Origin of the sequence: Streptomyces sp. NPDC052396 (assembly GCF_044593195.1) — a bacterium.
Classification (GTDB): domain Bacteria; phylum Actinomycetota; class Actinomycetes; order Streptomycetales; family Streptomycetaceae; genus Streptomyces.
Genome location: NZ_JBIUAW010000005.1, coordinates 329,629 through 349,736, shown reverse-complemented (window position 1 = coordinate 349,736; position 20,108 = coordinate 329,629). Strand labels below are relative to the sequence as shown.

The window sequence follows — 20,108 nt, the reverse complement described above, 5'->3', positions numbered from 1 at the left end:
GCCCCACCACCGTCGCCGTGGGCGCCCTACAGCCCCCGCAGCAGCACCGCCGGCCGCTCCACACAGTCCGCGACAAACCGCAGGAACCCGCCCGCCGCGCCCCCGTCGCACACCCGGTGGTCAAAGGTCAGGGACAGCTGGACGACCTGCCGCACCGCCAACTCCCCTTCGAACACCCAGGGCTTGGGCACAATCCGGCCCACACCCAGCATGGCCGCCTCCGGGTGGTTGATGATCGGCGTGGAACCGTCAACCCCGAAGACCCCGTAGTTGTTGAGGGTGAAGGTGCCGCCGGTCAGCTCGGCCGGGGTGAGCTTGCCGGCCCGCCCCGCCTCGGTGAGGCGGGCGATCTCGGCGGACAGGGAGGCCGTACTGCGGGTGTGCGCGTCCCGCACCACCGGCACCACCAGCCCCCGCTCGGTCTGCGCGGCGAAGCCCAGGTGGACGGCCGGCAGCCGGACGATCTCCTGGTTCTCCACATCCACCGTCGCATTGAGCTCCGGGTACTCGGCCAGCGCGGCCGTACAGATGCGGGCCAGCAGGGCCAGCAGGGACACCGGCGAACGGCCGGAGTCGTTCATCGCCCGGCGCGCCGCCAGCAGTTCGGTGGCGTCGGCGTCCACCCAGCAGGTGGCATCCGGGATCTCATGGCGGCTGCGGCTGAGCTTGTCCGCCACCGCCCCGCGCAGCCCGCGCAACGGCACCCGCTCGCCCTCGACCACCGGCTGCGGGCGCCTCGTCGCCGCCGCGACATCCGCCCGCATGATCAGACCGTCCGGCCCGCTGCCGCGCACCGCGGCCAGATCGATGCCGCCTTCCCGGGCCAGCCGGCGCACGAGCGGGGAGATCACGGGTATGGGGGCGGCGACGGCGGGCTCCGCGCCGGTGGCCCCGTGGCCGGCTGCCGCGTACCCGGGCCCCGGGCCGATCGCCCCATCGCCGGTGGCCCCATGGCCGGAAGCCCGGTGGCCAGTGGCAGCCGGATGGATCCCCGGCGGCCGCACCCGGGGCCGGCGCGCGGCCGGCGCCTGGGTGCCGTACCCGACCAGCACATTGCCGGACCCACCAGCCGTACCGGCGGAGCCGCCCGCACCGGCGGAGCCGCCCGCGCCTCCGTGCGTACCGCCCGACTCCCCGCCCCCGGCGTCCGGTTCGCCCACCGCCACTGTCAACAGCGGTGCGCCCACCGGGAGTTCCGCGCCCTCCTCGCCGAAGCGGGCGGTGACCACACCCGCGTAGGGGCAGGGCACGTCCACCATGGCCTTGGCCGTCTCCACCTCCACCACCGGCTGGTCCACGGTCACCACGTCGCCGACCGCCACCAGCCAGCGGACCACCGTGGCCTCGGTCAGTCCCTCGCCCAGGTCGGGCAGGGTGAACTCCTTCACCACGGCCATCCGCGCGCACTCCCCTCGGTCCATTCCGATTCCCACTGCAGCCGGGCCACCGCGTCCAACACCCGGTCCACACCGGGCAGATGATGCTTCTCCAGCATCGGCGGCGGATAGGGGATGTCGAATCCGGTCACCCGCAGCACCGGCGCCTGGAGATAGTGGAAGCAGCGCTCGCCGATCCGGGCGGCCAGTTCGCCGCCGGGGCCGCCGAAGCCGGTCGCCTCATGGACGATCACCGCCCGGCCGGTGCGCCGTACCGAGGCGCACACCGTCTCCTCGTCCAGCGGCATCAGCGAGCGCAGGTCGACGACCTCCAGGTCCCAGCCCTCGGCGGTGGCCGCCTCGGCGGCCGCCAGGCAGACCGGCAGGGACGGCCCGTAGGTGATCAGAGTGGCCGAGCTGCCGGGCCGCCGGACGACCGCGGTGCCGATGCCCGGCACCGGTTCCGGACGCTCGGGCGAGAACTCGGCCTTGGACCAGTAGAGCCGCTTGGGCTCCAGGAAGACCACCGGGTCGTCGGAGGCTATGGCGGCCCGCAGCAGTCCATAGGCGTCGGCCACCGTGCCGGGGGTGACCACCTGCAGCCCGGGGGTGGCCAGATAGAGCGCCTCGGAGGAGTCGCTGTGGTGCTCCACCCCGCCGATCCCGCCGCCATAGGGCACCCGCACCGTGATCGGCATCGGCAGTGCGCCCCGGGTCCGGTTGCGCATCCGCGCCACATGGCTGATCAGCTGCTCCAGCGCGGGATAGGCGAAGGCGTCGAACTGCATCTCCACCACCGGCCGCAGCCCGTACATCGCCATGCCCACGGCGCTGCCCAGGATGCCCGCCTCGGCCAGCGGGGTGTCGGTGCAGCGGTCCTCGCCGAACTCCTTGGCCAGCCCGTCGGTGATCCGGAACACCCCGCCCAGGGCGCCCACATCCTCGCCCAGGACATGGACGGCCGGGTCCTCGGCCATGGCATCCCGCAGCGCCCGGTTGAGGGCCTGCGCCATGCTGGCGCCGGCGGCGCCCCGCTGTTCCACGGCGGCGGTCATCGCGCGGCCTCCTCGGCGGCGGCCAGCTCGGCCCGCAACTGGGCGGCCTGCTCGCGCAGTTGACTGGTCTGCTCGGCATAGACATGGGTGAACAGGTCCATCGGGTCCAGCACCGGGTCCTGGTTCATCCGCTCGCGCAGCGCGGCGGCCATCTCCTCGGCGGACGCCCGCTCGGCGGCGATGCCGTCCTCGTCCAGCAGGCCACGCCGGACCAGCTCCCGCTCCAGCAGGTCCACCGGGTCGTGCGCCCGCCAGGCGGCCACCTCGGCGTCACTGCGGTAGCGCTTGTCGTCATCGGCGTTGGTGTGCGCCTCCAGCCGGTAGGTGACGGCCTCCACCAGGGTGGGCCCGCCGCCGGTCCGGGCCCGGTGCACCGCCTCGGTCAGTACCCGGTGGACGGCGGGCGCGTCATTGCCGTCCACCAGCCGGCCGGGCATCCCATAGCCGACCGCCTTGTGCGCGAAGGTGGGCGCGGCGGTCTGCTTGGACAGCGGCACCGAGATGGCGAAGCCGTTGTTCTGGAGGAGGAAGACCACCGGGGCGCGCCAGACTGCGGCGAAGTTCAGCGCCTCATGGAAGTCGCCCTCGCTGCTGCCGCCGTCGCCCACCATGGCCAGCGCCACCACCTCGTCGCCCTTGAGCCGGGCGGCGTGCGCCAGGCCCACGGCGTGCGGAAGCTGGGTGGCCAGCGGGGTGCACAGCGGGGCGATCCGGTGCTCCCGGGGGTCGTAGCCGGTGTGCCAGTCGCCGCGCAGCAGGGTCAGCGCCTGCACCGGGTCCAGGCCCCGGGCCACGGCGGCCAGGGTGTCGCGATAGCTGGGAAACAGCCAGTCCCGCTCCTCCAGGGCCAGCGCGGCGGCCACCTGGCTCGCCTCCTGGCCGGTGGACGACGGGTAGACCGCCAGCCGGCCCTGCCGGGTCAGCGCGGTGGCCTGGGTGTTGTAGCGGCGGCCGCGCACCAGTTCCCGGTGGAGCCGCCGCAGCAGCTCCGGATCCAACGCGTCGGCGGCCTCGGTACCCAGCAGCCGGTACGGCTCCGCGTCCGGTAGCAGGGGTGCGGGATCAGTGCGGGGCTGCCAGGCCGGTGGCGAGGAGGGCCGGTACGAGCCGGGCTGCTCCAGAACCGTCATGACGAGCACCTCCTTAAGGGACGCGTCCACAACGAGCTTGACCAAAAAGCGCCGTGCGCTCTCCCTACCGATTGTTCGGTTGATCCTGCATTTTGGCTACGGGCGACCCAGGCCTGTGGACAAACGGTTCAGCCGGCCGTGAGATATGGACAGGGTGTCCATGAAGGGGAGGCAGGGCGGTATGCCGGACGAACAGATGGCCACATCCGCGGGCAGAGCGCCCGCCCGGCCGCTGGACGAGATAGACCGCTCGATACTGCGGATGCTGCGCACCGACGGACGCGCCTCGATACGCTCCGTGGCCGAGCGGGTGCATGTCTCACGGGCCAACGCCTATGCGCGCGTCAACCGGCTGATCGACGACGGGGTGATCCGGGGCTTCGGCGCCCGCATCGACCAGGAGCGGGCCGGCCAGGGCGCGTCCGCCTACATCACCCTGAAGATCGTGCAGAACTCCTGGCGGACGGTCCGGGAGAAGCTCCAGGACCTGCCCGGCGCCGCCCATATCGCCCTGGTGAGCGGCGACTTCGACGTTCTGCTGCTGGTGCACACCAAGGACAACCGGGCGCTGCGCGAGCTGGTGCTCACCCGTATCCAGGCCATGGACGAGGTGCTCAGCACGCGCACCCTGCTGGTCTTCGAGGAACGCGACCTCGACGAGGGCCGGCCGCGGGACTTCTAGCGCCTGCCCGATGACTCCCGACCGGCCATGGCGCGGCCCAAGGTCCGTCAGACGCAGCCCAGCCGGCCGCGGGAACAGCCGGCCGCCGGACTAGCCGGCCGTCCGCAGCCCCGCGAAGGCCGTACGGACCACCGCTTCGGCCACTTCCTCGCCGCTCGCCGCGCCACCGCGGTCCGGCCGGTACCACTCCACAATGGAGTTGATCATTCCGAACAGCAGCCGGGTGGCCAGCCGTACCTCCACATCCGGGCGGATGTCACCGTCCGCCGCGGCCTCCTTGAGCAACTCGGCCACCCGGTGGTCGAACTCGCGGCGCTGCTCCATGGCCCAGCGCTCGGTGCCGGTGTTGCCGCGCACCCGCAACAGCAGGGTGACATAGGGCAGTTCGGCCATCAGCACCTCGGTCTCGCGGCGGGCGACATACTCCAGCCGCTCGATCGCCCGCCCCTCCCGGGCGCCGGGCTCCTCCAGCACCCCGAACAGGCCGTCCAGCGCCCGGCTTATGGCCAGCCGCAGCAGCTCCTCCTTGCTCCTGACATGGTGGTAGATCGAGGACTTGGAGATCCCGGCCGCCTTGGAGAGGTGCTCCATGGAGGTGCCGTCGTAGCCGCGCCGGTTGAACACCTCCACGGCGACCGCGAGCAGCGATTCTGGGGTGTAGGTGTCACGTCTGGCCATGGTCATGATTGAAGCAGGCTCCTCTCGGCGGCCGCACGGCGGCGCAGGGCCTGGCCGGCGGCGTAGCGGCCGCCGGGGTACTGGGCCTCCAGATGCCGCAGCAGGCGGCACACCCAGGACGGGCCCAGCGACCGTCCCCACTCCAGCGGTCCGCGCGGGTAGTTCACGCCCAGCCGCATGGCGGTGTCCACATCCGCCTCGTCCGCCACGCCCCGGCCCACCGCGTCCTCCGCGAAGTCCGCCAGCATCGCCACGGTACGGGCCACCACGGCGCCCGGTACATCACCGAGGACGCTCACCTTCTTGCCCAGCGCCTGGAACAGGCCGGTGGCCGCCGCCACATCGGCCGCCGGGGCGGTGACCGAGGGCGCCAGCGCGACCCGGGTGCAGGTGCGGTAGTCCAGCGCCAGGTCGAAGCGCACCACGGAGTCACCGCCGGCCTCGTCGAAGGCCAGCACCAGTGGCGTCCCGCCGGGCAGCACCAGCTGCCCGAAGCCGCCGTCCTCGCGGCGGATCTCGATGCCCGCCGCCTCGATCAGCTCCGGCAGCACGGCCGCCGCCGCGGGCAGCGTCCCGCTCAGCGTGACGGCGGCCGGCGCCTGGCAGGGCTCCGCGGTGTGCGGCTCCGGCCGCACCGCGTCCGCCCCGTGCCGGTACCAGCCCCGCCCGCTCTTGCGCCCCAGCAGCCCCGCTTCCACCAGCCGCCGCTGGGCCAGGGACGGGGTGAACTTACGGTCATGGCTGAATGCCTCATAGACCGAACGGGTGACGGCCTCATTGACGTCCTGCCCGATCAGATCGGTCAGCTCAAAGGGGCCCATGGCGAAACCGCCGCTCTCCCGCAGCACCGCGTCGATGGTGGCGGGATCGGCGCCCCGCTCCTCGTACACCCGGAAGGCCTCGGCGTAGAACGGCCGGGCAACCCGGTTGACGACAAATCCCGGGGTGTCGGCACAGCGCACCGGCGCCTTGCCCCAGGCCGCCAAGGTGGCCCGGGCCCGCTCGGCCGCCGCCTCCTCGGTGGCGAAGCCCCGCACCACCTCCACCAGCGGCAGCACCGGGGCCGGGTTGAAGAAGTGCAGCCCCAGGAACCGCCCGGGCCGGCGCAGCGCCCCGCCGATGGCGGTCACCGACAGCGAGGAGGTGTTGGTGGCCAGCAGGCAGTCCGGCCCGACGACCGGTTCCAGCTCGGCGAACAGCTTCTGTTTCACCGGGAGTTGCTCCACAATCGCCTCGATGACCAGGCCGGCACCGGCGAGTTGGGCAAGGGTCTCCACCGGGCGCAGCCGCGCGGCGGCCGCGTCGCGGTCGGCCGCGCTCATCCCGTCCCTGGCCACCCGGCGCTCCAGCCGGTCCAGGATGGCCCCGGCCGCCTTGGCCGCGCGGCCCTCCATGGCGTCGTACAGCAGCACCGGGTGCCCCGCGAGCAGGGCGACCTGGGCGATGCCCTGGCCCATGGTCCCGGCGCCGACGACGGCCACCGCGCGGTCCGGCTGGAGTGCGGTCATATCCGTGATCCTTCCCGATGAGTTGCGGACGGCTTCGCCGGGCCCCCTTGTCCCGACCGATCGTTCGGTTAATGTAGCTGCGAAAGCTCTCCGAAGTCGCCCCACCCCGATCCGATTCCGTATCCGATTCCGTATCCGATCCGGATCCCGTATCCGATCTCGTATCCGAGCCGTTCGACGAGGAGTTGGTCAGCCGTGACCGCCGAGCTCACCATCGACAAGCTGGCCGCCGATCACACGGCCACGCTCGACCAGGCCCTGGAGACCATCCGCAGCCGTGCCTACTGGTCTCCGCACGCCGAGCACCCCAAGGCGTACGCCGACGACGGCCAGGCGGCCTTCGAGGCGCTGCGCGACCGGCGCTTCGAGCTGGACCAGCCGGGCACCGACGGCTGGACGGGCTCGGAGGTCTCGCCCTACGGCCCCCGGCTGGGCATCGAGTACCCGCACGCCGACCCGGATGTGCTGCTGCCCGCGATGCGCGCGGCGATCCCCGCCTGGCGGGCCGCTGGGCCCCGCCACCGCGCCCTGGTCTGCCTGGAGATCCTCCGGCGGATCAACGCCCGTACCCCCGAGCTGGCGCACGCGGTGATGCACACCAGCGGCCAGGCGTTCATGATGGCGTTCCAGGCGGGCGGCCCGCACGCCCAGGACCGCGGCCTGGAGGCCGTCGCCTACGCCTATGCCGCCCAGGCGGAGGTGGAGCGCACCGCCGAGTGGACCAAGCCGCAGAGCAAGCGTGAACCCCTGGAGCTCACCAAGGAGTTCACCGCCGCCCCGCGTGGCATCGCGCTGCTCATCGGCTGCAACACCTTCCCCACCTGGAATGGCTACCCGGGCCTGTTCGCCTCCCTGGCCACCGGCAACCCGGTGCTGGTCAAGCCGCACCCGCGCGCCGTGCTGCCGCTCGCCCTCACCGTGCGGATCGCCCGCGAGGTGCTGGGCGAGGCCGGTTTCTCCCCGGACCTGGTGGCGCTGGCCGCCGAACGGGACGGCGAGGGCATCGCCAAGTCCCTGGCCGTGCGCCCGGAGATCCGGGTCATCGACTACACCGGCTCCACCGCCTTCGGCGACTGGCTGGAGGCCAACGCCCGCCAGGCGCAGGTCTACACGGAGAAGGCCGGCGTCAACACGGTGATCATCGACTCCACCGACGACTACCGGGGCATGCTGGGCAACCTGGCGTTCTCGCTCTCCCTCTACAGCGGCCAGATGTGCACCACCCCGCAGAACCTGCTGATCCCCCGGGACGGCATCGCCACCGACGCCGGGCACAAGTCCTATGACGAGGTGGTCGCCGACCTGGCCACCGCGGTGGACAAGCTGCTCGGCGACGACGCCCGGGCGCACGCCCTGCTGGGTGCCATCGTCAACCCGGGCGTCCGCGAGCGCCTGGAGGCCGCCCCCCGCCTCGGCGAAGTCGCCCTCGCCGCACGCTCGTTGACCCACCCCGACTTCCCCGACGCCACCGTCCGCACCCCCGCCATCATCAAGCTGGACGGCGCCAAGCCGGACGCCGAGGCGGCCTACTTCGCCGAGTGCTTCGGCCCGGTCTCCTTCGCGGTGGCCGTGGACTCCACCGCCTCCGCGGTGGAACTGCTGCGGCGCACGGTGCGGGAGAAGGGCGCCCTGACGGTGGGCGCCCACACCACCTCGGCGGAGGTGGCGGACCTGGTCGAGGACGCCTGCCTGGACGAGCTCGCCCAGCTCTCGCTCAACCTCACCGGCGGCGTCTATGTCAACCAGACCGCCGCCTTCTCCGACTACCACGGCACGGGGGGCAACCCGGCCGCGAATGCGGCGCTGTGCGACGGGGCTTATGTGGCCGGGCGGTTCCGTCCGGTGGAGGTGCGGCGGCCGGCCTAGGGCGGCTTACGATTCGGGTGCGGGTGATCTGTGGCTGATCGCGCAGTTCCCCGCGCCCCTTTACGGGGCACTCCCGCACGTCCAGTGGAACAGTGTCATCGCCACGCTGGTGGCCAGGTTGTAGCTGGAGACCTGCGGGCGCATCGGCAGAGACACCAACCGGTCGGCCCGCGCCCGCAGTTCGGGGGAGATGCCATGCCGCTCCGAGCCGAAGGCGAGCAGGGCGCCGTCGGGGACGGTGAGCGAGCGGATGTCCTCCCCCTCCGGGTCCAGGGCGAACAGCGGGCCGGCGGGCAGTTCGTCCAGCGCCACCCGCTCCACCACGGTGGCGTAGTGCAGCCCGGCCCCGGCCCGTACCGCGTTGGGGTGCCAGGGGTCCATGTCCCCGGTGGTGAGCACCCCGGCGGCGCCCGTGCCGGCGGCCAGTCGCACCACGGCGCCGATGTTGCCCAGGTTGCGGGGGTTGTCTAGCACCACGACCGGCGCGGTACGGCCGTCCAGCGCCGCCAGATTCACCGCCCGGTCCCGCCGGGCCGCCAGCGCCGCCACGCCCGTGGGATGCACCCTGGGCACCAGCTCGCGCAGCGTCCGCGCGTCCACCTCCACCAGCAGCCGGTCCAGCTCCCCGGCCACATCCGGCGCCAGCTTCCCGGCCAGCGCCAGGGCCGCCGCCTTGTCGGTGGCCACGGCCGCCCGCACCTCGGCGCCGAAGCGCAGGGCGTGCTTGAGCGCGTGGAATCCGTCCAGGAGGACGGAGGTGGGGGCATGGTCTTGCCACTGGTGGGGGGCGGTCTGGGTCATGGGCCCAAGCGTACGGACTGGACTTGGCGAGCGAAGTCAGGCACCTTGCCCGGACCGCTCCAACGTAGCCTGATCCGCCGTACGCCACCGATGACCAATTGCCCGTCCAGCGGCAGCATTTAGCCGGGCGAACATGCCGCTCGAGGCGGGCCGTTTTGTCGTGTTCAGCCCAGCTCAGATCGAGATCTTTACTCGTTTGGCGATCTTGTTGAGTCGCGGATTGCTTCGCTTGTGGAGCGACAGCAGGACGCGGAACAGCTCCTGACTGGTCGGATGCACCTTCGCGAGTTGCGGAGCCACCTCCCACGCCTGCTCAAGAGAGTCCAGTGCGCCATCCCGATCGCCGAGCGCCAACCGGGCACGTGAAGTGTCCAGGTGCATCGGACCAACCCGCGTGGCGGGAAGGGTGATTCGCTGTCGTTGCAGGTCCTGGGACACCTGAAGTGCCTTGCTGTGCCTCCGGAGATCGCCTGATGTCGAAATGACATGAACCGCCGTGTTCTGCGGGCCGAAGTGCATCTCGTGCTTGATCACATCCTCTGGGAACTCCTCGGCCAATCGTTGCGCCCGTTCAATGTGCTTGTCAGCTTCGGTCTTGTCCCTCAGTCGGCCAGCGAGGGTCAGACCCCGAAGGTGTAGGCAGCCCAGGCCGAACGCCCGCTCCGGCCCGGTCAACGTGGACTCCGCCTTTGAGATGGCCTGCTCGACCACAGCCAACCCGCCTGCGAAGTCCCCGTTGTTGAGGAACATGCCTGCCTGGTCGCGAGCCGCCACGATTCCTACCAGTGGTGTCGCCCGTTCGGCGGCGAGCACCTGCTTGATGGAAGCAAGCTCGCAGACGTCCAGCCACCGGTGCCGGGCGGCCACCCAATAGACAGTGCTGTACGTGTCGGCCACCAGCGTCCAGGCTTCTGGCGTCCCCTTGCCGTGGGCGAAGTTCTGGGCGCGGCTCAAGACGTCCGGGAGAAGTGCGAGGACTTCGGCGAGGTCCGTGTTGAAGCGGTGCGCGGTGAGCTTCGCGAGGTCCTGCTTCAGCTCTTGGAGCGAACGCGGCGGTTCGCCCGCGAGGTCGAATCGGCGCATTGCCGCTCGAAGGTCTTTGAGGTTGTCCTCGCTCACGACCGGAGCCTTGCCCAAGACCTCATCCAGGGTGATGCCCATCGCGCTGGCGATAGCGGCGGCCATTCCCTGAGTCAGGGCCCGGTCGCCGGTTTCGATCTTGCTCAGCATCGACAGCGACACGCCGGCACGTCGAGCTAGCTGGGCTTGGCTTAGGTTGCGCTCCTTGCGGAGGACAGCGACGTTCCTACCCGGTCCCGGCGTACGTTCCTCGTGGGCCATCAGATCCCCTTCGGTGCAGTGGGTCGTTTCCATGTTCCCAACGTTCCAGCCCCTGGCGCAGCTCCACTGTGCAACTTCTGTGCAAGTCCCCTGGTACTGCCACTAGTTGACTGGGTGTAGGCAGGAAGTCACATCAAGGGGATGAGTATGGGAGCTGCGGCAGAACACCAGACACGGGCGCGAGATGAGCCGGGGAAGACGATCATCGAAAACGCCGTCGCGGAGGTCAAGGAAGCGACGACCGCCGTCCGCCGCCTCGCTCATGTGGAGTCATCTGCTCGATGGAGGGGCAGGCCGTGAGCCGCTACTTCCGGTACGTTCCATTCACGCTCCTCCAAGACCTGACCGCTTGGCCGGAATACCGTGCCGTGTGCGTCTCAGGGGACGATGCCGACTGTGGGGCAGACTCCGGCGAGATGCCGGGACCCGCTCAAGTCGAAGAGTGGGCGCGAAAGCACACCCAGGACTCGGGCCATCTTCGGTACCGCCGCATCTTCAGCGACTACATGCAGCTCGAATTGCCCGAAGGCCTCGTACCGGTGAAGGTGCTCCAGGGCGAGACGGTTGAGCACGCCCGAGCGGTAGAGGCGTCCCCGGCGCTCATGCTCCACGCGCGAGCGCAACCCCATGACCTCCCGTCCGGCCGCCCCGTTGGGTGAGGACAGTCCCGGCCGGGCGGGTCAGCAAGGGCACGACGACGCTGGGAAAGCCCCGCGTTGATCCTGGTCAACGAGTAGAAGGGCACAGGCATGACGACTCAAGCATTGCCCGCCGAGCAGATCACTACTCGGCTTCTGTGGCTGGACCTGACCCGTAAGTGCCAGCTCTCCTGCAAGCACTGCTTCAACGAGTCGGGCCCCAAGGGGACCCACGGCACCATGTCCCGTGACGACTGGGCCGGCGTCCTGGACCAGGCCGCCGCCTACGGCATCAGCGACATTCAGTTCATCGGCGGCGAGCCGACCATGCACCCGCACTTCACGGAACTGCTCGGCCACGCTTTGACCATCGGGCTGAACGTCGAGGTCTACAGCAACCTCGTCCACGTCTCCCCGGAGTGCTGGAAGCTCTTCCAGCGCGAGGGGTTTTCACTCGCCACCTCGTACTACGCGGCTCAGGCCGAGGCGCACGACGCTATGACAGAGCGACGTAGTCACCGCCTGACCCGGGCGAACATCGAAAAGGCCGTCCGGCTCGCCGTCCCCCTTCGAGTCGGCATCACTACCAACGGGAGCGGGTGGCACACTGACGAAGCCCTGCGGGACCTCGCCGCCATGGGCGTGGACAAAACCAGGATCAGGGTCGACCGCATCCGACCCTTCGGGCGTGGCGGCGACGGCCGGGCACCGGACATGGCTCAACTCTGTGGTCGGTGCGGATCCGGCAAGGCAGCTGTCAGCCCCACCGGTGAAGTCTCACCATGCCCTATGTCGGCATGGCTGGGTGTCGGCAACGTCAAGAGCGCCCCTCTCGCCGATATCCTCGGCGGCGCCGAGATGGCCCGCGCCAATGCCGCCATCCGAATCGAAGCCGGCAAGAAGGACAAGGGCAGCGGGGGAGGCAGCAGCGGAGGCAGTGGCGGCAAGGGCGGTAGCGGAGGCAGCGGGGGCGGTAGCGGTCCTTGCGGCCCCACCGAAGACGAGTGCACCCCGGGTTTCCCGGGCAGCTCGTGCTCTCCGAGGAACTGAGAAGGACACATGAGCCGCACCCTTCCCTCCCGAGACTTCTGGGCCCTGGTCCAGTCGCACACCGGAAAATTGACTGGCACACGGCCCGTCCCGGGCGGCCACAGCTCGGATGTCACAGCCCTGGCCGAGGGTGAGAAGGGGCGGTTCTTCGTCAAGGCGGTCCCCAACCAGCCTGGGGGCCGCCGTGACTCCATCATCCGGGAACGGCTAATCAACCCGGCCGTCGTGCCGGTCTCTCCCGCTCTGCGGTGGCACGCAGAGGATGACGAGTGGATCGTGCTCGGCTTCGACTTTGTCGAAGGGCGGTCGTCTTCGTTCGAACCTGGCTCCCCTGACCTGCCCGCGGTTATCGGCCTCCTCAATCGCATTGGTGAACTGGCCCTACCGGAAGTGGCCCGAGACTGGCCGGAAACCCGGTGGGACCGATTCGCCGCACAAGAGGCAGACACCCTGCTCTTCCGGGGTGATGCCCTGCTCTATACCGACATCAATCCAGGCAACTTGATGATCGGGGACCGAGAGACCTGGGCGGTTGACTGGTCGTGGCCGACGCACGGTGCCGCATTCTTCGACCCCGCCTGTCTCGTCGTGCAGCTTATCGCCGCAGGTCATAGCCCCGAATCCGCCGAGTCCTGGGTCGCTGGCTGCGCTGCATGGTCAAACGCAGACCCGAGAGCGATCGATGCCTTCGCGGTAGCCAATCTGCGGATGCATCGTCGTTTCGCGGAGCGGAACCCCGACGCCTCGTGGCTCACGGCCATGATGGCAGCGAATCAGGCATGGGCAGCCCACCGAGGCATCCGCGAGGTGGCGCCGCAAGACCTGCGCACTCGGTGGCGTCACTCCGCATGGTAGGCCCGGGCGGCCGCGTCATGGGCGGTGGGGAAAGCCTCCACCCGCTCCGCCCGCTGCGCCGGAATCCTCACCCCCACCCGCCCCGCCACCCTGTCCCCCACCCACCGCAAAAAGGCCGTTGGCAGGAACACCGCGTCCGCGAACAGCATCGCCAGGGAGAAGAAGGGCAGGCCCAACAGCACGGCGATGCCCAGGTGTTCGGCCATCATCACCGCCAACAGGACGTTCTTCACCCGGCGGTTGATCAGGGTGAAGGGGAACGCCACCTGCATGGCGACGGTGGCATAGCTGAGGACGAGGACCAGGACGCCGCTGCCGGCCAGCAGGTGGGAGAGCCAGGGCCAGGGGGAGAAGTAGTCCAGGTGCAGCGGGTAGTAGAGCGCGGTGCCGTCCTGCCAGAGGCTGCCCTGGACCTTGTACCAGCCGGCGGTGGCGTAGATCAGGCAGACCTCGGCCATGATGACCAGCAGCGCCGCGTTGTGGATCAGATTGGCCAGGGCGTCGAGCACGGACCGGGGCTCGCCGGGGGCGTAGGCGCCGGCCAGCCACCACAGGGCCTGCATCAGCCAGAGGCCCCACAGGACGGTGGCCCAGCCCAGGCCGGGCAGCGGGCCGTGGTCCGTCCAGCGCAGATGGGCGCCGGTCAGGGTCTGGACCAGGGCCAGGGCCAGGCCGCAGCTGATCCACAGGACCAGGCCCCCGGTGCCGGAACCGGCGCGGCGGCGGGCGTCCAGCGACCAGACCCGGCCGCAGCGGGTCAGCACCAGATAGAGCGCCATCAGGTGCAGCACATTGTCGCCGCCGTCGCCGACGAAGACGGTGCGGTTCTGCAGGGACAGCACCCCGATCATGGACAGCACGGACACCGCACGGGTGTGCCAGCCCAGCATCAGCAGCAGGGCGAAGAGCATGGCCAGGGCGTAACAGGTCTCGAACCACCAGTCGGCGCGGGACCACAGCAGGGCGGTGAAGGCGCCGTTGCCGGCGGTCAGTTGGCGGGCCAGGGACCAGCTCCAGGGGCCGTCCGGGCCGTAGAGCCGGTGCCGGTGCGGCCACTCGCGCAGCAGGAAGCACAGCCAGGTGAAGGACAGGCCGATGCGGATCACGGCCGTCTGGTACGGGCCCAGGGCCTGGTCGGTGACGCGGGCGAAGGCCCGGCCCAGGTGGTGGCGCACGCTCATCGGTCCCCCGGCAGGTCCTGGGCGGTGACGGCCCACCAGGCCAGCTCCCGGTAGGTGGGGGTGGTGTCCGAGTGCTGCCCGCTCCAGGAGGGCAGGCCCACCGGGGTGCTGACACAGCGCACCTGTATCCGGGCCACGGTGCGCGCCTCGCGCATGGTGCCGATCCGGGAGATCACCAGCCGGCGCAGATATGCCTCGGAGAGCTGCCCGCGCGGCCCCAGCGGATGCTCGCCGGTGTCATGGGAGTTGGCGTAGAAGTCCCAGGCCCGGCGGAGCTGGTTCTGCCGGGTGTGGCTGGGGAAGGGGTTGTGGCGTATCGCGGCCCCGTCCTCGGCGGACAGGTCGATCCAGTCGCTGGTGATCTCCCGGCCGTCGGGGCCGCGCAGCCCGGCCCGGACCTGGACGGAGATGTTCTGCTGGAGCGGGTTGGGGGCGAACAGCTTCCAGTTCTGCTCGAACTCGGGCAGGACGTAGTGGTTGATGGCGGCGGCGTGCTGCCGGCTCACCGTGTTCAGCGGCGCCACATGGAGAAACATCATCACCAGGTGAACGGCGGTGGCCATGGCCACCAGCGCGGCGCCGCCCGCCACCACCGCCCGGGCCGGCCGGGACAGCCCGGCCCAGCCCGGCGGCGCGGCCCGCTCCCCCGCCGCCGTACCCCTGTCGTCCACTGACATCAACCGCCCCGATTCCTGTGGGTGCCGTCCGGTCACCGACGCCGCGCCGGGACTTGCCCGGTGCACGCTACCGACGCCCGCCACGCCTTGACACCTCATGAGCGGGCCCCGCACCATTGAACCGAACGATCGGTCGGTAGGGGCCGCTCAACGGCGGGCCCCGCGCAGGCAGAGAGCGAGGGCACGGCATGACGACGACGGTGCCGGAAGCGGCGACCCCCCAGACGGCCTTCGACGCCGCCGTGGCCGCCGACGAGCGCATCGAGCCCAGGGACTGGATGCCGGACGCCTATCGCGCCACGCTGGTGCGCCAGATCGCCCAGCACGCCCACTCCGAGATCATCGGCATGCAGCCGGAGGCCAACTGGATCACCCGGGCCCCCTCGCTGCGGCGCAAGGCGATCCTGATGGCCAAGGTGCAGGACGAGGCGGGCCACGGCCTCTACCTCTACAGCGCCGCCGAAACCCTGGGCGTCGGCCGCGAGGAACTGCTGGACAAGCTGCACTCCGGCCGCCAGCGCTACTCCTCGATCTTCAACTACCCCACCCTCACCTGGGCCGATGTGGGCGCCATCGGCTGGCTGGTGGACGGCGCCGCGATCACCAACCAGGTGCCGCTGTGCCGCTGCTCCTACGGCCCCTACGCCCGCGCCATGGTGCGGATCTGCAAGGAGGAGTCCTTCCACCAGCGCCAGGGCTATGAGCTGCTGCTCGCCCTGAGCCGGGGCACCGAGGCCCAGCACGCCATGGCCCAGGACGCGGTCGACCGCTGGTGGTGGCCCTCCCTGATGATGTTCGGCCCGCCGGACGAGGAGTCCGCGCACTCCGCCCAGTCCATGGCCTGGAAGATCAAACGGCACTCCAACGACGAGCTGCGCCAGCGGTTCGTGGACATCTGTGTACCCCAGGCCGAGTCCCTGGGACTGACCCTGCCCGACCCGGACCTGCGCTGGAACGAGGAGCGCGGGCACCACGACTTCGGCCCCATCGACTGGGACGAGTTCCAGGAGGTGCTGCGCGGCAACGGCCCGTGCAACGCCGAACGCCTGGCCCGCCGCCGCACCGCCCACCAGAACGGCGCCTGGGTACGGGACGCCGCCGCCGCGTACGCCGCCAAACACCGGAAGGAACGGGCATGAGCAGCAGCACCGACTGGCCGCTGTGGGAGGTGTTCGTCCGCTCCCGGCGCGGGCTCTCCCACACCCACGCCGGCAGCCTGCACGCGCCGGACGCCGATATGGCGCTGCGCAACGCCCGCGACCTCTACACCAGACGCTCCGAGGGCATCTCGGTCTGGGTGGTGCCCTCGGCCGCGATCACCGCCTCCTCGCCGGACGAGAAGGACCCGTTCTTCGAGCCGGCCGCCGACAAGCCGTACCGGCACCCGACCTTCTACGAGATCCCCGAAGGAGTGAAGCACCTGTGACCAGAACCGCCGCGCTGGCCCTCGGCGATGACGCGCTGGTGCTCTCCCACCGGCTGGGGGAGTGGGCCGGCCATGCGCCGGTGCTGGAGGAGGAGGTCGCGCTGGCCAATATCGCGCTGGATCTGCTGGGCCAGGCCCGCACCCTGCTCTCCATGGCCGGCGACGAGGACGAGCTGGCCTATCTGCGCGAGGAACGGGCCTTCACCAACGTCCAGTTGACGGAGCAGCCCAATGGCGACTTCGCCCACACCATCGCCCGCCAGCTGTACTTCTCCGTCCACCAGCACCTGCTCTACGCCCAACTGGCCGCCGGACACGGCCCGTTCGCGGCCCTGGCCGGCAAGGCGGTCAAGGAGACCGCCTATCACCGCGACCACGCCGAGCACTGGACCCTGCGGCTGGGCGACGGCACCGCCGAGAGCCACCGCCGGATGCAGCAGGCGCTGGACGCCCTGTGGCGTTACACCGGCGAACTCTTCGAGCCGGTGGAGGGCGTGGACGCCAACTGGACCGCGCTGCGCGAGGACTGGCTGACCCTGGTCCACGGCACGCTGCGGGACGCCGGCCTGGACCTGCCCGAGGGCCCCTCCTCCGACGCCTGGACGGCCGGCGCCGGCCGGCAGGGCATCCACACCGAGCCCTTCGGCCGGATGCTGGCCGAGATGCAGCACCTGCACCGCAGCCACCCGGGGGCGTCATGGTGACCGTACGGGAGGACGAACTGCGCACCCTGGCCGGGGCGGTGCCGGACCCCGAGCTGCCGGTGATCAGCCTGGCCGAGCTGGGCGTACTGCGCGACGTCCGCGTCACCGGGCCCGGCCGGGTGGAGGTGGACCTCACCCCCACCTACACCGGCTGCCCGGCCATCGAGGCCATGGCGGCCGATGTGCGGCGGGTGCTGGGCGAGCGGGGCATGGCCGAGGTGACGGTGCGCACCGTGCTCGCGCCGCCCTGGTCCACCGACGACATCAGCGCCGAGGGGCGCCGGAAGCTGGCCGAGTACGGCATCGCGCCGCCGCGCCCGGCCGGTCCGGTGCCCGTCGCGCTGGGCCCCACGCGCCGGGCCGCCGAACCGGCGGAGCCGGTGCGCTGCCCGCACTGCGGCTCCGCCGACACCACCCTGCTCAGCCGCTTCTCCGCCACCGCCTGCAAGGCGCTGCGGCGCTGCGAGGCCTGCCGCGAACCCTTCGACCACTTCAAGGAGTTGTGATGACGGCGGCCCGGCACGGCGTCTTCCACCCGCTGCGGGTGACGGAGGTGGAGCGGCTCACCGATGACTCGGTGGCGGTGACCTTCGCGGTGCCGCCCGGACTGCGGGACGTCTTCGCGCACGCCCCCGGCCAGCACCTGGCGCTGCGCAGGTTCACCGACGGCGGGGAGATCCGCCGCAACTACTCCCTCTGCGGCCTGGCGCCGGGGCCGGAGGGGCCCGAGTCGCTGCGGGTGGCGGTGCGGCTGGTGGACGGCGGGGCGTTCTCCGGCTACGCGCTCAAGGAGCTGACGGCCGGGGACACCGTGGATGTGCTGCCGCCGGCCGGGCGGTTCGTCCTCCGGCCACGGCCCGGGCACTTCGCGGCGGTGGTCGGCGGCAGCGGCATCACCCCGGTGCTGTGCATGGTCACCACCCTGCTGGCCCGGGAGCCCAAGGCCCGCTTCACCCTGATCCGCAGCGACCGCACCAGCGCCTCCACGATGTTCCTGGACGAGGTCGCCGACCTCAAGGACCGCTATCCCGACCGCCTTCAGCTGGTGCAGACCCTCTCCCGCGAGGAGCGCCAGGCCGGCCCGGCCTCCGGCCGGCTGGACGAACAGCGGCTGACGGAACTGCTGCCCGCACTGCTGCCGGTGGCGGCGGTGGACGGCTGGTATCTGTGTGGCCCCCATGGGCTGGTGCAGGGCGCGGAACGGGCGCTGGGCGCACTGGGCGTGCCCCGGGAGCGCGTCCACCAGGAGATCTTCCATGTGGGCGGCGAGCCGGCCGTCACCGGCACCGGTGCCCCCGTCCCGGCGCACGCCACGGTCACCGCCCACCTGGACGGGCGCAGCGGCAGCTGGCCGGTGCGGGAGGGCGAGACACTGCTGGAGACGGTGCTGCGCAACCGGCCCGACGCCCCGTACGCCTGCAAGGGCGGGGTGTGCGGGACCTGCCGGGCGTTCCTGGCCGCCGGCGAGGTGCGGATGGACCGCAACTTCGCGCTGGAACAGGAGGAGTTGGACGCCGGCTATGTACTGGCCTGCCAGTCGCATCCGGCCACCGAGCGGGTGGAGCTGGACTTCGACCGCTGACCGCCCTACCTTTTGCCCCTACCTTTTTGACGGCACGTCAGATCGGGGGTCGAGGGCGGTGGACTTCACCTTCACCGAGGAGCAGCAGGCGGCGGCCGAGGCGGCACGGGGCGTCTTCGCGCAGGTCGCCCCGGACACGGTGCCCAGCCCGGCGCTGAACCGGGACGCGGTGGCCGAGGACTTCGACCGCGCGCTGTGGCGGCGGCTGGCCGCGGCGGATGTCCTGGGGCTGACGGTGCCCGGCGGGCAGGGCGGCGCGGGACTGGGCCCCATCGCCTGGTGCCTGGCCCTGCGGGAGGCCGGCCAGGTGCTGGCCCGGGTCCCGCTGCTGGAGACCGGCGCGGCCGCGCTCACCCTGGGCCGCTATGGCGACCCCTGGCGGCTGCTGCCCCGGATCGCCCGGGGCGAGGTGGCGCTGACCGTCGCCGCCGAGGGCCGCACCGGCCACGGCCCGGCCGAACTGGCCGTGCTGGCCCGGCCGTTGGACGACGCGGCCTGGGCGCTGGACGGGCTGCACACCGCGGTGCCCTGGGCCGGGTGTGTGGACGCGGTACTGCTGCCCGCGCACACCTCCGAGGGGCGGGCGGTGCTGGCCGTGGTGGAGCCGGCCGCCGACGGTGTGACCCTGGCCGGACAGGTGTCCACCAGCGGAGAGGCGCTGGCCGAACTGCGCCTGGACCAGGTACGCGCCGAGCGGGTGCTGACCGCCGGGGGCGCCTGGGCCTGGCTGCGGGCGGTACTGGCCACCGGGGTGTGCGCCCTGGCGCTGGGGGCGGGCACGGCGGCGCTGCGGATGACCGCCGAATACACCGGAAAACGCGAGCAGTTCGGCCATCCGCTGGCCACCTTCCAGGCGGTGGCCATGCAGGCGGCCGACCGCTATGTCGACCTGCTGGCCATGGAAGCCACGCTCTGGCAGGCGGCCTGGCGCCTGGAGTCGGGCCCGGCACCGGCCGAGGTCGCGGTGGCGAAGGTATGGGCCGCGGAAGGGGTACGGCGGGTGCTGGCCACCGCCCAGCATCTGCACGGCGGCTTCGGCGCCGATGTGACCTATGCGCTGCACCGCTACCACGCCTGGGCCAAGCAGCTGGAACTGGCGCTGGGGCCGGCGGCGGCGTGGGAGGAGGAACTGGGGGACTGTCTGGCGGCGGAGCAGTAGCTTCACCTGGTTGGCAGTTCCGGGTGGCGCTTCGGCCGTGAGATGCGTCCATGGAAACGGAGCACATCGTCTCGTCGCGCACCCGCGCCCTGCCAGGAGGACGCCATGGGCAACAAGGACCGGTCCCAGGACACGCCGGAGGCCCGACGGGCCACCAGTAAGGGCAAGGACCAATCCCCGGAACGCGGGCGCCGGCCCGGCAAGGAGCGGGAGGACGAGGCCCAGCGGGAGGCCCGCGAGCGCTTGGACACGGACTACGACGCGTCCTAGCCCATGTCGTAGGTGTGTCGGGGGGGGGGGGGGGGCGGGGGGGGGGGCCCCCCCCGGGGGGGCCCCCCCCCCCCCCCCCCCCCCCCCCCCCCCCCCCCCCCCCCCCCCCCCCCCCCCCCCCCCCCCCCC

20 protein-coding genes are annotated in these 20,108 nt (G+C 71.5%); 11 read left to right on the top strand and 9 right to left on the bottom strand.

Annotation, left to right across the window (positions count from 1 at the left end):
- Positions 1–26: 26 nt before the first annotated feature.
- Genes ACIHFE_RS15535 through pdhA form a run of 3 tightly spaced genes read right to left on the bottom strand, consistent with a single transcriptional unit; the run spans position 27 to position 3,561 of the window.
- Positions 27–1,397: a dihydrolipoamide acetyltransferase family protein gene (locus tag ACIHFE_RS15535; protein WP_400106658.1), complete on the bottom strand. Its 1,371-nt coding sequence runs from the start codon at positions 1,395–1,397 to the stop codon at positions 27–29.
- On the bottom strand, positions 1,385–2,431 hold the full coding sequence (locus tag ACIHFE_RS15530; protein WP_400106656.1) for an alpha-ketoacid dehydrogenase subunit beta: 1,047 nt from the start codon (positions 2,429–2,431) through the stop codon (positions 1,385–1,387). The genes ACIHFE_RS15535 and ACIHFE_RS15530 overlap by 13 nt, the downstream gene beginning before the upstream one ends.
- Positions 2,428–3,561, bottom strand: a complete 1,134-nt coding sequence (gene pdhA, locus ACIHFE_RS15525) for a pyruvate dehydrogenase (acetyl-transferring) E1 component subunit alpha (RefSeq protein ID WP_400106654.1) — start codon at positions 3,559–3,561, stop codon at positions 2,428–2,430. The genes ACIHFE_RS15530 and pdhA overlap by 4 nt, the downstream gene beginning before the upstream one ends.
- A 181-nt stretch (positions 3,562–3,742) precedes the next feature.
- On the opposite strand from pdhA, the gene ACIHFE_RS15520 reads away from it, so the two are divergent.
- Positions 3,743–4,243: an Lrp/AsnC family transcriptional regulator gene (locus ACIHFE_RS15520; protein WP_400106651.1), complete on the top strand. Its 501-nt coding sequence runs from the start codon at positions 3,743–3,745 to the stop codon at positions 4,241–4,243.
- 90 nt (positions 4,244–4,333) lie between these two features.
- Here ACIHFE_RS15520 and ACIHFE_RS15515 read toward each other — a convergent pair whose 3' ends face one another.
- Together ACIHFE_RS15515 and ACIHFE_RS15510 are read right to left on the bottom strand one after the other, a co-directional pair.
- Complete coding sequence (locus ACIHFE_RS15515; protein WP_400106649.1) at positions 4,334–4,927, bottom strand: TetR/AcrR family transcriptional regulator; 594 nt, start codon at positions 4,925–4,927, stop codon at positions 4,334–4,336.
- Positions 4,924–6,429, bottom strand: coding sequence for a 3-hydroxyacyl-CoA dehydrogenase (locus ACIHFE_RS15510; RefSeq protein WP_400106647.1), 1,506 nt, complete (start codon positions 6,427–6,429; stop codon positions 4,924–4,926). The genes ACIHFE_RS15515 and ACIHFE_RS15510 overlap by 4 nt, the downstream gene beginning before the upstream one ends.
- A gap of 195 nt (positions 6,430–6,624) precedes the next feature.
- Here ACIHFE_RS15510 and paaN point away from each other — a divergent pair, with 195 nt between their 5' ends.
- Entirely contained in the window at positions 6,625–8,295 is a 1,671-nt protein-coding gene (gene paaN, locus ACIHFE_RS15505) for a phenylacetic acid degradation protein PaaN (RefSeq protein ID WP_400106645.1), read from the top strand.
- A gap of 60 nt (positions 8,296–8,355) precedes the next feature.
- Here paaN and ACIHFE_RS15500 read toward each other — a convergent pair whose 3' ends face one another.
- Positions 8,356–9,096, bottom strand: a complete 741-nt coding sequence (locus ACIHFE_RS15500; protein ID WP_400106643.1) for a TrmH family RNA methyltransferase — start codon at positions 9,094–9,096, stop codon at positions 8,356–8,358.
- Between the two features lie 174 nt (positions 9,097–9,270).
- The gene (locus tag ACIHFE_RS15495) at positions 9,271–10,470 is read right to left on the bottom strand and encodes a helix-turn-helix domain-containing protein (protein WP_400106641.1); all 1,200 of its coding nucleotides are present in this window, start codon (positions 10,468–10,470) and stop codon (positions 9,271–9,273) included.
- 716 nt (positions 10,471–11,186) lie between these two features.
- Between ACIHFE_RS15495 and ACIHFE_RS15490 the strand changes: the two genes are divergently transcribed.
- On the top strand, positions 11,187–12,125 hold the full coding sequence (locus tag ACIHFE_RS15490) for a radical SAM/SPASM domain-containing protein (protein ID WP_400106639.1): 939 nt from the start codon (positions 11,187–11,189) through the stop codon (positions 12,123–12,125).
- Positions 12,126–12,134: 9 nt separating this feature from the next.
- Positions 12,135–12,980 carry a phosphotransferase gene (locus ACIHFE_RS15485; RefSeq protein ID WP_400106637.1) on the top strand — a complete coding sequence of 282 codons (846 nt, stop codon included), beginning with the start codon at positions 12,135–12,137 and terminating at the stop codon, positions 12,978–12,980.
- Here the strand turns inward: ACIHFE_RS15485 and ACIHFE_RS15480 are convergent.
- Together ACIHFE_RS15480 and ACIHFE_RS15475 are read right to left on the bottom strand one after the other, a co-directional pair.
- Positions 12,965–14,161, bottom strand: coding sequence for an HTTM domain-containing protein (locus ACIHFE_RS15480; protein ID WP_400106635.1), 1,197 nt, complete (start codon positions 14,159–14,161; stop codon positions 12,965–12,967). The two genes, ACIHFE_RS15485 and ACIHFE_RS15480, sit on opposite strands and share 16 nt — an antisense overlap.
- Positions 14,158–14,838: a DUF5819 family protein gene (locus tag ACIHFE_RS15475; RefSeq protein ID WP_400106633.1), complete on the bottom strand. Its 681-nt coding sequence runs from the start codon at positions 14,836–14,838 to the stop codon at positions 14,158–14,160. The genes ACIHFE_RS15480 and ACIHFE_RS15475 overlap by 4 nt, the downstream gene beginning before the upstream one ends.
- Positions 14,839–15,026: 188 nt before the next feature.
- Here ACIHFE_RS15475 and paaA point away from each other — a divergent pair, with 188 nt between their 5' ends.
- The 7 genes from paaA (at position 15,027) to ACIHFE_RS15440 (ending at position 19,979) form a co-directional block, all read left to right on the top strand.
- On the top strand, positions 15,027–15,977 hold the full coding sequence (gene paaA / locus ACIHFE_RS15470; protein ID WP_400106631.1) for a 1,2-phenylacetyl-CoA epoxidase subunit PaaA: 951 nt from the start codon (positions 15,027–15,029) through the stop codon (positions 15,975–15,977).
- On the top strand, positions 15,974–16,264 hold the full coding sequence (paaB, locus tag ACIHFE_RS15465; protein ID WP_400106628.1) for a 1,2-phenylacetyl-CoA epoxidase subunit PaaB: 291 nt from the start codon (positions 15,974–15,976) through the stop codon (positions 16,262–16,264). The genes paaA and paaB overlap by 4 nt, the downstream gene beginning before the upstream one ends.
- Positions 16,261–16,968 carry a 1,2-phenylacetyl-CoA epoxidase subunit PaaC gene (gene paaC / locus ACIHFE_RS15460; RefSeq protein WP_400106626.1) on the top strand — a complete coding sequence of 236 codons (708 nt, stop codon included), beginning with the start codon at positions 16,261–16,263 and terminating at the stop codon, positions 16,966–16,968. Before paaB ends, paaC begins: the two co-directional genes overlap by 4 nt.
- Positions 16,962–17,474 (top strand): 1,2-phenylacetyl-CoA epoxidase subunit PaaD, encoded by a 513-nt coding sequence (gene paaD / locus ACIHFE_RS15455; RefSeq protein ID WP_400106625.1) that lies wholly within the window; start codon positions 16,962–16,964, stop codon positions 17,472–17,474. The genes paaC and paaD overlap by 7 nt, the downstream gene beginning before the upstream one ends.
- Positions 17,474–18,550 (top strand): 2Fe-2S iron-sulfur cluster-binding protein, encoded by a 1,077-nt coding sequence (locus ACIHFE_RS15450; protein WP_400106623.1) that lies wholly within the window; start codon positions 17,474–17,476, stop codon positions 18,548–18,550. The genes paaD and ACIHFE_RS15450 overlap by 1 nt, the downstream gene beginning before the upstream one ends.
- Before the next feature lie 58 nt (positions 18,551–18,608).
- Positions 18,609–19,709: an acyl-CoA dehydrogenase family protein gene (locus tag ACIHFE_RS15445; protein ID WP_400106621.1), complete on the top strand. Its 1,101-nt coding sequence runs from the start codon at positions 18,609–18,611 to the stop codon at positions 19,707–19,709.
- A 105-nt stretch (positions 19,710–19,814) separates the two neighbouring features.
- The gene (locus tag ACIHFE_RS15440) at positions 19,815–19,979 is read left to right on the top strand and encodes a hypothetical protein (RefSeq protein WP_400106620.1); all 165 of its coding nucleotides are present in this window, start codon (positions 19,815–19,817) and stop codon (positions 19,977–19,979) included.
- Positions 19,980–20,108: the final 129 nt, after the last annotated feature.